Source organism: Bosea sp. OAE506 (assembly GCF_040546595.1).
Taxonomy (GTDB): domain Bacteria; phylum Pseudomonadota; class Alphaproteobacteria; order Rhizobiales; family Beijerinckiaceae; genus Allobosea.
The window spans coordinates 3,666,458-3,679,699 of the sequence record NZ_JBEPOB010000001.1; the positions used below are offsets into that span (position 1 = coordinate 3,666,458).

Annotated in this window: 14 protein-coding genes; 4 read left to right on the forward strand and 10 right to left on the reverse strand. The window is 68.1% G+C overall.

Annotation, left to right across the window (positions count from 1 at the left end):
* The first annotated feature begins 15 nt into the window (after nt 1-15).
* The 4 genes from radA (at nt 16) to ABIE41_RS17815 (ending at nt 4,638) form a co-directional block, all read left to right on the forward strand.
* Nucleotides 16-1,413: a DNA repair protein RadA gene (gene radA / locus ABIE41_RS17800; RefSeq protein WP_192641622.1), complete on the forward strand. Its 1,398-nt coding sequence runs from the start codon at nt 16-18 to the stop codon at nt 1,411-1,413.
* A 106-nt stretch (nt 1,414-1,519) separates the two neighbouring features.
* Nucleotides 1,520-2,203: a CvpA family protein gene (locus tag ABIE41_RS17805; RefSeq protein ID WP_192641623.1), complete on the forward strand. Its 684-nt coding sequence runs from the start codon at nt 1,520-1,522 to the stop codon at nt 2,201-2,203.
* A 43-nt stretch (nt 2,204-2,246) separates the two neighbouring features.
* Nucleotides 2,247-3,734 (forward strand): amidophosphoribosyltransferase, encoded by a 1,488-nt coding sequence (gene purF, locus ABIE41_RS17810; RefSeq protein WP_192641624.1) that lies wholly within the window; start codon nt 2,247-2,249, stop codon nt 3,732-3,734.
* A gap of 163 nt (nt 3,735-3,897) precedes the next feature.
* Nucleotides 3,898-4,638, forward strand: a complete 741-nt coding sequence (locus ABIE41_RS17815; RefSeq protein ID WP_192641625.1) for an SDR family NAD(P)-dependent oxidoreductase — start codon at nt 3,898-3,900, stop codon at nt 4,636-4,638.
* Between the two features lie 131 nt (nt 4,639-4,769).
* On the opposite strand, the gene der is transcribed toward ABIE41_RS17815, so the two are convergent.
* The 10 genes from der to ABIE41_RS17865 all read right to left on the reverse strand — a co-directional run bounded on the left by der (nt 4,770) and on the right by ABIE41_RS17865 (nt 13,127).
* Nucleotides 4,770-6,191, reverse strand: coding sequence for a ribosome biogenesis GTPase Der (der, locus tag ABIE41_RS17820; protein ID WP_192641626.1), 1,422 nt, complete (start codon nt 6,189-6,191; stop codon nt 4,770-4,772).
* A 145-nt stretch (nt 6,192-6,336) separates the two neighbouring features.
* The gene (locus ABIE41_RS17825) at nt 6,337-6,999 is read right to left on the reverse strand and encodes a tetratricopeptide repeat protein (RefSeq protein ID WP_192641627.1); all 663 of its coding nucleotides are present in this window, start codon (nt 6,997-6,999) and stop codon (nt 6,337-6,339) included.
* Between the two features lie 178 nt (nt 7,000-7,177).
* The gene (queA, locus tag ABIE41_RS17830) at nt 7,178-8,275 is read right to left on the reverse strand and encodes a tRNA preQ1(34) S-adenosylmethionine ribosyltransferase-isomerase QueA (RefSeq protein ID WP_192641628.1); all 1,098 of its coding nucleotides are present in this window, start codon (nt 8,273-8,275) and stop codon (nt 7,178-7,180) included.
* Between the two features lie 7 nt (nt 8,276-8,282).
* The gene (locus ABIE41_RS17835; RefSeq protein WP_192641629.1) at nt 8,283-8,753 is read right to left on the reverse strand and encodes a peptidylprolyl isomerase; all 471 of its coding nucleotides are present in this window, start codon (nt 8,751-8,753) and stop codon (nt 8,283-8,285) included.
* Nucleotides 8,753-9,421, reverse strand: coding sequence for a hypothetical protein (locus ABIE41_RS17840; RefSeq protein WP_192641630.1), 669 nt, complete (start codon nt 9,419-9,421; stop codon nt 8,753-8,755). The genes ABIE41_RS17835 and ABIE41_RS17840 overlap by 1 nt, the downstream gene beginning before the upstream one ends.
* 4 nt (nt 9,422-9,425) lie before the next feature.
* Nucleotides 9,426-9,980 (reverse strand): peptidylprolyl isomerase, encoded by a 555-nt coding sequence (locus ABIE41_RS17845; RefSeq protein WP_192641631.1) that lies wholly within the window; start codon nt 9,978-9,980, stop codon nt 9,426-9,428.
* Nucleotides 9,981-10,381: 401 nt separating this feature from the next.
* Nucleotides 10,382-10,612, reverse strand: a complete 231-nt coding sequence (locus tag ABIE41_RS17850) for a DUF1467 family protein (protein WP_192641632.1) — start codon at nt 10,610-10,612, stop codon at nt 10,382-10,384.
* Nucleotides 10,609-11,019: a RidA family protein gene (locus ABIE41_RS17855; protein WP_192641633.1), complete on the reverse strand. Its 411-nt coding sequence runs from the start codon at nt 11,017-11,019 to the stop codon at nt 10,609-10,611. The genes ABIE41_RS17850 and ABIE41_RS17855 overlap by 4 nt, the downstream gene beginning before the upstream one ends.
* A 4-nt stretch (nt 11,020-11,023) precedes the next feature.
* The gene (gene mce / locus ABIE41_RS17860; RefSeq protein WP_192641634.1) at nt 11,024-11,428 is read right to left on the reverse strand and encodes a methylmalonyl-CoA epimerase; all 405 of its coding nucleotides are present in this window, start codon (nt 11,426-11,428) and stop codon (nt 11,024-11,026) included.
* A gap of 28 nt (nt 11,429-11,456) precedes the next feature.
* Nucleotides 11,457-13,127, reverse strand: a complete 1,671-nt coding sequence (locus ABIE41_RS17865) for a ribonuclease J (protein ID WP_192641635.1) — start codon at nt 13,125-13,127, stop codon at nt 11,457-11,459.
* Between the last annotated feature and the right edge of the window lie 115 nt (nt 13,128-13,242).

Below are 13,242 nucleotides of genomic sequence, written 5' to 3' on the forward strand. Positions count from 1 at the left end.
AGGCGGAAAAGCCTGATGGCCAAGCGCGGCCCCACCTATACCTGCCAGGCCTGCGGCGCGGTCTACCACCGCTGGCAGGGCAAGTGCGATGCCTGCGGCACCTGGTCGTCGCTGTCGGAGGAGGCGCAGGCCGCGCCCGTCCCCGGTGCACGCGGGGCGTCGGGCGGCCGGGCGCGGGGCCGCGTCTTCGCGCTGGAAGGGCTCAAGGGCGAAACGCAGGACGCGCCACGCATCGTCTCCGGCATCGGCGAACTCGACCGGGTTACGGGTGGCGGCTTCGTGCCGGGCTCCGTGCTGCTGATCGGCGGCGACCCCGGCATCGGCAAGTCGACGCTGCTGATGCAGGCCTGCGCCGCCCTCGCCTCAGCGGGCCGTCGCGTCGTCTATGTCTCGGGCGAGGAATCGACCGGACAGGTCCGACTACGCGCCGAGCGGATGGGATTGTCGGAAGCGCCGGTCGAGCTCGCCGCCGAGACCAATGTCGAGGATATCGTCGCGACGCTCAGCCAGGGATCGCGTCCGGCGCTGGTGGTAATCGATTCGATCCAGACGATGTGGTCCGGCGAGGTCGAGAGCGCGCCGGGCACGGTCACGCAGGTGCGCGGTTCGGCGCAGGCGCTGATCCGCTACGCCAAGACCAGCGGCACCTGCATGATCCTGGTCGGGCACGTCACCAAGGACGGGCAGATCGCCGGGCCGCGCGTGGTCGAGCACATGGTCGACGCCGTGCTCTCCTTCGAGGGCGAAGGCGCCCATGCCTTCCGCATCCTGCGCGGCCAGAAGAACCGCTTCGGCGCCACCGACGAGATCGGCGTCTTCGAGATGACCGGCAAGGGTCTGTCGGAGGTCTCGAACCCGTCCGCGCTCTTTCTGGCCGGACGCGACCAGGCGGCGCCTGGCGCTGCGGTCTTCGCGGGCATCGAGGGCACACGACCGGTGCTCGTCGAGATTCAGGCTTTGGTGGCGCCGACTTCGCTCGGCACGCCGCGGCGCGCCGTGGTCGGCTGGGAGAACAGCCGCCTGTCGATGGTGCTGGCCGTGCTCGAGACGCATGGCGGGCTGCGGCTGGGGCAGCATGACGTCTATCTCAACGTCGCGGGTGGCCTGCGGGTCAACGAGCCGGCCGCCGATCTCGCGGTCGCGGCGGCGCTCGTCTCCTCGCTGACCGGCGCGATCCTGCCGTCCGAATCGGTCTATTTCGGCGAGATCGCCCTGTCAGGGGCGATCCGGCCGGTTTCGGTCGCCGCAGCGCGGTTGCGCGAGGCGTCCAAGCTCGGTTTCGAGGCGGCGCTGATGCCGTCGGGCGGCGCCGATGCGGGCGATGGCGGTGGTCTCTCGCTGCGGCGCTTCGGCCATGTCACGGAACTCGTTGCCGATATCGCCGCGCGCGCACCTCGCCGGGATGTGAAATGAACACGTCGCAATAGTGACGCAGACGGCGCGAGCGCGTATAGCAAACGCGATGCGGCCAGCCCATCTGTTGCAGGCCATTCCGAGACCATAACGAAGCGGCTCATCCATGCCTGTGACCATTCTCGATCTCGTCGTCATCGGCGTGGTTCTGATCTCGGCTTTGCTGGCGGCGGTGCGCGGCCTGACGCGCGAGGTGCTCGCCATCGCGTCCTGGGCCGCGGCGGCTGCCGTTGCGTGGATCTTCCATCCGCAGCTGCTGCCGATCATGAAGCAGTACATTCCCAACGACACGATCGCGCTGATCGCGGCGATCGCCTCGCTGTTCCTGGTGACGCTGATCGTCGTCTCGCTGGTGACGGCGCGAATTTCGGATTTCGTGCTCGATTCGCGCATCGGCGCGCTCGACCGCACGCTGGGCTTCGTCTTCGGCGCAGGCCGCGGGCTGCTGCTGGCCGTGATCGGCTATCTGTTCTTCGCGGCGCTCGTCGGCGCCGAGAAGATGCCGCCCTGGGCACGCGATGCCAAGGCCAAGCCCATGCTCGAGGAGACGGGCCGCTCGCTGATCACGATGCTGCCGCAGGACGTCAACGCCGATTTCCTGAAGACGCTGCTCAAGCCGAAATCGGGACCGGAGCCGACGGAGGCGCCGGCCGAGGAGCCGCGCCAGCCGGCTACCCCCGGCACGGAGCCGCAGCGGCGCACCGAGGTGCCGAACGCGACCGACCGCCAGGCCCTGCAGCGCGCCATAGACGGCACGCGGGGCGCCTCGCCCGCCCCAACTCGTCCGTAATTCGCGCGTAGAAGCCCCTCGTCCAGCCGCCAGGAGCCCAGTGATGGTCGCAGAATCCTCGACGAAGGCCTCCGCGAGCGAGGCCGCCTTCGACCCCTATGCCGACCGGCTGCGCGAGGAATGCGGCGTCTTCGGCATCTTCGGCCATGCCGATGCGGCGGCGCTGACCGCGCTCGGCCTGCACGCGCTCCAGCATCGCGGCCAGGAGGCGGCGGGCATCGTCACCTTCGACGGCGGACGCTTCCATTCCGAGCGCCGTCTCGGCCTCGTCGGCGACGCGTTCTCGGAAGCGGCGGTGATCGACAAGCTCAAGGGCCAGCAGGCCGTCGGCCATGTCCGCTATTCGACGACCGGCGAGACCATCCTGCGCAACGTCCAGCCGCTCTTCGCGGAGCTGCATGGCGGCGGCTTCGCGGTCGCCCATAACGGCAACCTGACCAACGGGCTGACGCTGCGACGCAACCTCGTGCGCGACGGCGCGATCTACCAGTCGACCTCCGACACCGAGGTGCTGCTGCATCTCGTGGCGCGCAGCCGCAAGCCGCGCTTCATCGAGCGCTTCGTCGAGGCGATCCGCCAGATCGAGGGCGCCTATGCCTTCGTCGGCATTACCAACAAGAAGCTGATCGGCGCGCGCGACCCGCTCGGCATCCGCCCGCTGGTGCTGGGCGAGCTCGACGGCGCCCCGATCCTGACCTCGGAGACCTGTGCGCTCGACATCATCGGCGCGCGCTTCATCCGCGAGATCGAGAATGGCGAAGTCGTCGTCATCTCGGAGAGCGGCATCGAGAGCCACAAGCCCTTCCCGGCCGTGCAGGAACGCCCCTGCATCTTCGAGTACATCTATTTCGCCCGCCCCGACTCGATCGTGAAGGGCCGCAGCATCTACGAGCGCCGCAAGGCGATGGGCGCGCAGCTCGCGTTCGAGGCCCCGGCGAATGCCGACGTCATCGTGCCCGTGCCGGATTCCGGCGTACCGGCGGCGCTGGGCTTCGCGCAGGCGAGCGGCATCCCGTTCGAGCTCGGCATCATCCGCAACCACTATGTCGGCCGGACCTTCATCGAGCCGACGCAGAAGGTGCGCGAGCTCGGCGTGAAGCTGAAGCATTCGGCCAACCGCTCGGTCGTCGAGGGCAAGAGCATCGTGCTCGTCGACGACTCGATCGTGCGCGGCACGACCTCGTTCAAGATCGTGAAGATGATGCGCGAAGCCGGGGCGCGCGAGGTGCATTTCCGCATCTCCTCGCCGCCGATCACCCATCCCGACTATTACGGCATCGACACGCCCGACCGCGAGAAGCTGCTGGCAGCGACGCATTCCCTCGAGGAGATGCGCGAGTTCGTCGGCGCCGATTCGCTGGCCTTCATCTCGGTCGACGGGCTCTACCGCGCCATGGGCCATGAGCGGCGCGACCCGGTCCGGCCGCAGTTCACCGATCACTGCTTCACCGGCGATTATCCGACCTCGCTGACCGACGTGATCGGCGAGAGCGCCAAGCAGCAGATCTCTCTGCTGGCCGAGGCCGGCTGATCGAGAGGCCGGCCTCTCCGCAGCCCTCATCCTGAGGAGCCGCGGAACGCGGCGTCTCGAAAGATGATCCAGATTTCTCCGGAGCCCATTTGAGCATCCTTCGAGACGCGCCTTCGGCGCTCCTCAGGATGAGGGCTGCGGATGTGGGCATGGGGGACCAGGAATGACCCAACCTCTCTCAGGGCGCGTCGCGCTCGTCACCGGCGCCTCGCGCGGGATCGGCCGGGCCGCTGCGCTCGCCTTCGCCAGAGCCGGAGCCCATGTCGTCGCGCTGGCGCGCACCAGCGGCGCGCTGGAGGAATTGGACGACGAGATCCGGGCCGAGGGCGGCAGCGCCACGCTGGTCCCGCTCGATCTCGGCGATGCGCCTGCGGTCGAGAAGCTCGGCCCGGCCCTGCTCCAGCGCTGGGGCAAGCTCGACATCCTCATGGCCAATGCCGGCATCCTCGGCCCGCTCTCGCCGCTGACCCATGCCTCCCCGAAGGAATGGGCCAAGGTGTTCGACACCAATGTCACGGCCAATTGGCGGCTGCTGAAATCGGTCGAGCCCGCGCTCCAGGCGTCCGATGCAGGGCGCGTAATCCTGATGTCCTCGGGCGCGGCCCACAAATGCCTTGCCTATTGGGGCCCCTATTCCATCTCCAAGGCGGCCGTCGAGGCGATGGGGCGGACCTATGCGGCCGAGACGGCGACGACGCCGATCAAGGTCATGCTGGTCAATCCGGGGCCGCTGCGCACGCGCATGCGCGCCGAGGCGATGCCGGGTGAGGACCCACTGACGCTGAAGACGCCGGAGGAGCTGGCGCCGCATCTGGTCGCCATCGCCTCGCCGGACTGGGCGCAGAGCGGCAAGATCTTCGACTTCCCGCAGGGCAAGGTGCTCAGCCCGCAGATGCCGGGCTGAGGTTCACGCGTCATGCTCGGGCTCGGCCCGAGCATCTCTTGCCGGAGATTCTCGAGTCTGCGCGGAGTTTATCCTTGGGCCGATCGAAGATCGGACCCGAGGGCTCCGCCCGAGAATGACGCGCTGGGTTGTCACCCCGCGCGTTTGTTCTTGTCGTAGGGGTTTTCGCCGCCTCGGGTGTGCAGGCGGATCGGCGTACCCGGCAGGTCGAACGCCTCGCGCAGGTTGTTGACCAGATAGCGGGTGTAGGACACCGGCAGATGGTCGAGCTGGTTGCCGAACAGCGCGAAGGTCGGCGGGCGCGCCTTGGCCTGCGTCATGTAGCGGATCTTGATGCGGCGGCCGGCCACGGCTGGCGGCGGATGGGCGGAAAGCACGCCTTCGAGCCAGCGGTTGATCTTCGCCGTCGAGATGCGGCGGTTCCAGACCTCATAGGCGGTGAAGACGGCCTGCATCAGCCGGTCGATGCCTTCTCCTGCGAGGCCCGAGAGCGGGATGATCGGCACGCCGCGCACCTGCGCCAGGAGATGGCTCGCCTTCTCCTTGAGCTCGGCCAGGAGGCCGTTCTTGTCGGCGACGAGATCCCATTTGTTGAGGCCGATGACGACGCAGCGGCCTTCGCGCTCGGTCAGGTCGACGAGCGTCAGATCCTGCTTCTCGAAGGGAATGGTGGCGTCGAGCAGCACGACGACGACCTCGGCGAAACGGATCGCGCGCAGCGAGTCCTGCACCGACATCTTCTCGAGCTTTTCCTCGATGCGGGCGCGCTTGCGCATGCCGGCCGTGTCGAACAGCTTCACAGGCCGGCCGCGCCATTCGTAATCGACCGAGATCGTGTCGCGGGTGATACCTGCCTCGGGGCCGACGAGCAGGCGCTCCTCGCCGATCATCCGGTTCACCAGCGTCGACTTGCCAGCGTTGGGCCGGCCGATGATCGTCACGCGAAGCGGCTTGTTGGGGTCGTTGTATTCCGCCTCCTCATCGACGAAGGCGGCCGGAGCCTCGACCCATTTCTTGTCGCCGTAGCTCTCGTCGAAGGGCTCTTCCTCTTCGGGCTCGACATCGACGTATGGCGCCAGCGCCTCGAGCAGATCGGAGGTGCCCTCGCCATGCTCCGCCGAGAACGGCACGGGATCGCCGAGGCCGAGCGCGTAGGATTCGAAGATGCCGTCGAGGCCCTTCCGCCCTTCCGCCTTGTTGGCCAGCAGGATGACGGGCTTGCCGGACTTGCGGACGAGATCGGCGAAGGGCTGGTCCATCGGCGTCAGGCCGAGCCTGGCGTCGATCATGAACAGGATGACGTCCGCCTGGGCGATCGCCACCTCGGTCTGCGCGCGCATGCGACCGGCGAGCGAACCGGGATCGGCCTCCTCGAGCCCCGCAGTGTCGATGATGGTGAAGCGCAGATGGCCGAGCGCGGCATCGCCCTCGCGCCGGTCGCGCGTGACGCCGGGCCGATCGTCGACCAGAGCAAGCTTCTTGCCGACGAGCCGGTTGAACAGCGTCGACTTGCCGACATTGGGACGGCCGATGATGGCAACGGTGGCGGTCATGTAGTTTTACACATTCCAGAGTCATCCCGGACGCAGCAAAGCGGAGATCCGGGATCCATTCCAGAGCTTTTGCCGGAGAGGTTCCGGAACGGATCCCGGGTCTCCCTACGGTCGCCCGGGATGACAGCGTCTAGTGATCTAATCGTCAGTTCTTCGTCTGAACCGGCCCGCCGCGCACCAGGGCGAGATAGAGTTCCGTGCGCTGGCGCAGCACGGCAGGCGATTGCGGGTCGGTCACGATAGCATCGAACCAGCGGCCGGCATCTTCGAAGAGATTGGCCTTGAGCGCGGCGATGCCGAGGAACTCGCGGGCCGAATGGCGCCAGGCGCCCTGTGGCGTCGCCAGCGGCTCCAGCGCCGTCCGAAGTTCCGGATAAGGCACCAGATCAACGCGCAGCATGCCGGCCCGCAGGCGGGCGAGATCGCGGTAGAGTTGGCCGAGCGAACCGTCGGCCGCGATCTGGTCGAAGGCGGTAGCACCGGCGGCGGCGTCACGCTTGGCCGTCTCGGCCGCGAGGCGGAAGCGGGCAATCTGGCGGTAGCCCGCCGGCGCGCTCGCCGCGAGTTCGCCGAGGATGGTCTCGGCTTCCGAACCATTGCCGTCGCGCGAGGCCTTCAGAGCCGCTTCGAGCCGGGCGCCGACAACCTGCGAGGCCTGCTGCTCGCGGTAGAGCCAGAACTGCCAGCCGGCCACGGCTGCGACCGCGAGCACGGCCAGCCCGGTGAGCAGCCAGCCATACTTCTTCCAGAGCTCCGCCGCCTTGTCGCGGCGCACTTCCTCGTCGATCTCGCGGAAAATATCGGCCATGGTCCGTCAGATATCCTGTGTGGTGCTGCCCGGTAGCATTTCCGCCCGGCAATGGCGAGCCGGAACAGGATTTTCCTGGCCCTCACCCTGAGGAGCCGCGTCAGCGGCGTCTCGAAGGATGGTCGAGGAGGCTCTCGAGATCGCTGGAGCATCCTTCGAGACGCGCCTGCGGCGCTCCTCAGGATGAGGGCTCAGAAGCTCGGTGCAGCAGGCTGCCGTCGCCATAGGAGTAGAAGCGGTAGTTCTCCGCGATGGCATGGGCATAGGCTCGCTTCATCACGTCCAGGCCGCAGAAGGCGGAGACGAGCATGAACAGCGTCGAGCGCGGCAGGTGGAAATTGGTCAACAGCAAATCGACCGCGCGGAAACGATAGCCCGGCGTGATGAAGATCGCGGTGTCTCCCGAAAACGGCTGAATGACGCCGTCTTCCCCCGTGGCGCTTTCGAGCAGGCGTAGCGAGGTGGTGCCGACCGCAATGATGCGCCCACCCCTCGCCCGCACGGCGTTGAGGGAAGCCGCCGTCTCTGGCGCGATCGTCCCCCATTCGGCGTGCATGCGATGGTCCTGCGTATCCTCGGCCTTCACCGGAAGGAATGTGCCGGCCCCGACATGCAGGGTGACGAGGTGGCGGGTAACACCCCTCGCCTCAAGCGCAGCCACGAGTTCGGGCGTGAAATGCAGACCGGCCGTCGGCGCAGCGACGGCGCCATCCTTGCTAGCGTGCATGGTCTGGTAGTCCTGCGCATCGGCGGCATCGGTCGCGCGCTTGCCGGCGATATAGGGCGGCAGCGGCAGTTCGCCGAGGCGGGCGATGGCCTCGTCGAGATGCGGGCCGGCGAGCGCGAAGCGAAGCTCGACCTCCCCGCCCTCGGCCTTGGCGACGATCTCGGCCTGGAGGCGGCCGAGTTCGCAGGCGCTGTTCTCGGCCTCGTCGCCGAAGGTGACGGTCTCGCCGAGCGCGAGCTTCTTGGCCGGCCGCGCAAAGGCGCGCCAGCGATCGGCCGCCTCGCGCTTGTGCAGCATGATCTCGATGCGGGCGGAGGCTTCCCCCCGCCGGCGCCGGCCATAGAGCCGGGACGGAATGACGCGCGTGTCGTTGAGGACGAGCGCGTCACCCGGTTGCAGCAGATCGACGAGATCGCGGATGCCGCGATCCTCGAAGGGCTGCGGGGCATCGGGCCTGACGACGAGCAGCCGCGCCGCATCGCGCGGGCTGGCGGGCCTCAGCGCGATCCGGTCTTCGGGCAGGTCGAAGTCGAAGAGCCCGACATCCACGGCGGTGTCAGGCCGCGTCGGCCATCACCCTCATCGAGACGATGGAGTCGGGATCGCGCACGGGCTCGCCGCGCTTGATGTTGTCGACATTCTCCATGCCTTCCACGACTTGGCCCCAGACCGTGTACTGCTTGTCGAGGAAGCGGGCGTCCTCGAACACGATGAAGAACTGGCTGTTGGCCGAGTTCGGGTTCTGGGAGCGGGCCATCGAGCAGATGCCGCGGACATGCGGCTCGGCGTTGAACTCCTGCGCCAGGTCGGGGTGCTTCGAGCCGCCGGTGCCGGTGCCGTGCGGGCAGCCGACTTGGGCCATGAAGCCGTCGATGACGCGGTGGAAGACGATGCCGTCATAGAAGCCCTCGCGCGCGAGGAGCTTGATGCGCTCGACATGCTTGGGCGCGAGGTCGGGGCGCAGCTTGATCACCACCTTGCCCTTGGTGGTTTCCATGACGAGGGTGTTCTCGGGATCGAGCGACATCAGATCGGCCTTTCTGTAGACGGCGCGCGGCCGTGGAAGCGGATGGACAAGGGTCGCCCCGCGATAGCGGCTCCGAGCTGCGGCGACAACCTCATAGGTGTGCAGCTGCGAACGGCTGCGACAACGGAGTCAGTGAAGCGGCGGCGAAGATCGGCTTGCGTCTGCTGCGTCTGCCAGGTCACGCGCGGCTCCCCGAAGAGCGAGCCGTCGCGGCGCAGGCTGAAGCGCACCGTCGCCATCACCCCGTTCGCGGGACCATCGAGGTTTGGCGGAGTCCAGCAGCGGCGCAGTGCGGGTGCGATCTCCGCCAGACGCTCCAGATCGGCGCCAGCGCCCGGCTGCTGGGACGCCTCGACCGTTCCGATGACGCCGAGTTCACCGCCGCGTTGCGGCGGCGGCAGAGGCACGACGGGACGAGCCGCGGCGCCGGGCAGGTCGGCATCGCCGCCGAAGCGGCCGCCGATGCCGGGCGCATAGCGCTGCCCCGAGGGAGGCGGCAGCACCGGGTTCTGGGAGCCCGAGGGCGGCGGCAGGACGGGGTTCTGGGATCCCGACGCTGGCGGCAGGCCGAGATCGGTCGTGCCCTGGGCAACGGCTCCGCCCGCCGCAAGGGCGAGCAGAGCGAGGGCGAGCCCGCAGCCGACGGCGCGCGGCGCCGGGCCCGGCATCGCCTTACTTGGCGTCCGACTGCAGCCGCATGCGGATGATCTTGTCGGGACCGCTGACCATGCCGCTGCCGGCGGCGCCCTTCTTGATCTTGCGGACGGCCTCCATGCCCGACACGACCTCGCCGAAGAGCGTGTACTGGCCGGTCAGCGAGGCGCAGCCCTCATAGCAGATGAAGAACTGCGAATTGGCCGAGTCGGGCGACTGCGAACGGGCCATGCCGACCGAGCCGATCTTGTAGGGGGTCGGGGTGAACTCGGCCTTGATGTTGGGCAGGTCGGAGCCGCCGGTGCCGGTACCCGTCGGGTCACCCGTCTGGGCCATGAAGCCCTCGATGACGCGGTGGAAGACGACGCCGTCATAGAAGCCGCGCTTGGCCAGCGTCTTGATCTGCTCGACATGCTTGGGCGCGAGATCGGGCCGCAGGCGGATCGTCACCGGGCCGTCCTTGGTCTCGAGGATCAGCGTGTTGGCCGGGTCCGGCGCCTGGGCCCGGACCGGGGCGGAAGCGAGGCCGAGGGAGGCGAGAAGGGCGAGGGTGGCGAGCGAGTTGCGCAGCATGATCGTCTCCTGGGCCGCCGGGCTTCGGCGCGTCTGTCATCGCGGGCGTCGTAACGGCATCCTTTGGCCGGAACAAGGCACCTGGGCCGGCCCCAGCACGATGTTGCACCGCACAAGTGCAGCGCAGAATAATTTTGCAAAAAGTTGAGGCTGCACCTGCCTAAAGTGATGACAAGCGTATGGCGATGGGTTATCAAACCCTTGCTGGACACGCTTTGTTGATCGAAGCGCCGCGGACCAGGTCTCGGGAGGACAAACGCCCGCCAAGTATACGAGTCGCACGCAAACAGATGTGCGCCGTTACTGCGGTAAAAACAGACTAGAGAAGGCAAGGCACCGGCCTTGCCTTTTTCTTTGTCTGCTGTCGGGCGAGAGGCGGTAGCGGCAAACCGTGCCGGGGCTCAGATGTCGAGCGCGGCCCAGCCATACCAAACGAAGACGAAGACCACCGCCGCGATCAGCGTGGTGATGATGGCCTTTCGCATCAGGCCGGGCAGTGCCGGCGCGCCGGGCTCTGTGCCCTGGACCACCTCGCCGCTCTCGACCTGGCTGCGCACGCCGAAAGGCAGCACGGCGAACAGCACGGTCCACCAGATCACGAAATAGACGGCGAAGGCGCTGGCGAAGGTCATGGCCGGTCCTGTGTTTCTTGATCCGCCAGCGCGATGCAGGCGAAGGCGACACGCGCCTGCGTCGGGACGCCGAAGCGGGCGGTGTGGCGCGCCGGCAGTCCGCCGGGAAAGTGCTTCACATATTCGGCGTTGCAGGCGGCATAGTCCGCCGGATCGGTGATCAGCATGGTCATCTGCACGACGCGTGCGAGGGAGCTGCCGGCCTCGGCGAGGATGCCGGCGATATGGGCCAGCGCGTTGCGGACCTCGTCGGCCGGCGTCTCGCCACGGTGGATGCCACGGGCGGGATCATGCGGCGCCGAATGGCCGGAGACGAAGATGAGCCCGCCGGCGCGCGTCGCCGCACTGAACGGGCGTGGCGAGCCCGGCTCCGGCTGGCCGAAGAACGCCATATCGGATGCTTCCATCGCCTCAGGCCTGCTCGAGCTCGACCAGCGTGCCGGTGAAGTCCTTGGGATGCAGGAACAGGACAGGCTTGCCATGGGCGCCGATGCGCGGCTCGCCGGTGCCCAGCACCCGCGCGCCCGCCGCCTTCAGCCGGTCGCGCGCGGCGAGGATGTCGTCGACCTCGTAGCAGATGTGGTGGATGCCACCGTCGGCGTTGCGCTCGAGGAACTTCGCGATCGGCGAGTCGGCGCCCATCGGCTCGAGCAGCTCGACCTTGGTGTTCGGCAGCTCGACGAAGACGACGGTGACGCCATGTTCCGGCTGCGGCAGCGGCTGCGAGACGCGCGCGCCGAGCGTGTCGCGATAGAGCGCGGTCGCGGCAGCGAGATCCTTCACGGCGATGGCGACGTGGTTGAGGCGTCCGATCATGTTGCTCCCCTGCTGGCTACCGCCGATCCTAAACCTCGATCACCAGCGCATGCACCAGCGGCTTCTTGCCCCATTCCTCGTTGACGGCGCTGCGCAGGCCACGTTCCAGCGCGTTGCGCAGGGCCTCGGGGTCGCGGCGGCGCGCCTTGGGGATGCCGTCGATCAGCTCCGACACCGCATCGGCGACATATTCGTCGAAGCCGGTTCCGTCGCGCGTATAGGGCGGCAGGCCAAGCACTGCGATCTCCGGATCGCCTGCGAGGCCACCCTTTTCGTCAATCGCGACGGCGACCGAGATCATCCCGACGAAGGACAGGCGCCGGCGCTCGGGAATGGTCTTCTCCAGCGCGTTCACCAGCAGGTTGCCGTCCTGGTAAAGCCGGCCATGGGTGACTTCGTCGACCTTGCTGGCGCCGTCCTGGGTGATCGCGACGACGTCGCCATTGCCGGCACGCACCACGATCTTGACGCCGAGCCCGCGCGCGAAGGTCGCGTGCTCCGAGAGGTGGAGGTCCTCGCCATGGGCGGGGATCACGATCTTCGGCTTCAGCCAACCATAGAGCCGCGCCATCTCCTCGCGGCGCGGATGGCCGGAAACATGGACCAGATGGGTGCGGTCCGTGATGATCTCGATGTTGTCGCGGGCGAGCGCGTTCTGGATGGCACCGACCGCCTTCTCGTTTCCGGGAATGGTGCGGGAGGAGAAGATCACCCGGTCGCCGGGCGAGAGCGCGATCTCGGGATGGTCGTCGGAGGCGATGCGGGAGAGCGCGGCGCGCGGCTCGCCCTGGCTGCCGGTCAACAGCGCGACCACCTTGTCGCGTGGCAGGTAGCCATAGTTATCGGCCGAGCGGAACGCGGGAATGCCGTCGAGATAGCCGCATTCGCGGGCCACATCGATGACGCGGTCCATGGCGCGTCCGACGACGACGACCTCGCGCTGGTCGGCCATCGCCGCCTCGGCGACCGCCCGCAGCCGCGCCACGTTCGAGGCGAAGGTGGTGACGGCGACGCGGCCCGGCGCGGAGTGGACGAGTTCCTTGAGCTTGGCGGCGACATCCGCCTCGCTTGGCGAAGTGCCGTCGCGCATGACGTTGGTCGAGTCGCAGACCAGCGCCAGCACGCCCTCTTCGCCGAGCTCGCGCAGGCGCTTCTCGTCGGTCGGCAGGCCGACCTGCGGCGTCACGTCGATCTTCCAGTCCCCGGTGTGGACGACGAGGCCAACGGGGGTGCGGATCGCCAGCGCGTTCGATTCGGGGATCGAATGCGCGACCGGCACGAACTCGATGTCGAAGGGGCCAAGCGTGATGCGGCCGCCCTGCGCGACGGTGTGCATCGGCACCTTCGGCGCACCCGGCTCCGAGAGGCGTCGCGTGGCGAGCAGGCCTGCGGCGAACTTCGTGCAGTAGACCGGCGCGCGCAGCGAGGGCCATAGCGCGGCGAGCGCGCCGATATGGTCTTCATGAGCGTGGGTGATGATGATGCCGAGGAGATTGGCTCGTTCCTCGACGATGTAGCGCAGGTCCGGCAGGACGATGTCGACGCCGGGCACCTCGGGCCCCGCAAAGGACAGGCCGCAATCGACCAGGATCCATTTCCGCCTGCCCTCCGGCCCATAGCCGTAGAGCGCGGCGTTCATGCCGATCTCGCCGAGGCCACCGAGGGGAACGAAGACGAGCTGGTCTTTGGAGCGGGTCACGAAGAATCCTGACTGGTCGACAGCCGGCGGCGCCGGAAGGATGCGGGAGCCCTAACACGCGGCGCCGCAGGGCTCCATAGCGGCGGCATGTCGCCTGCCGTCCTGGGGCACGCCC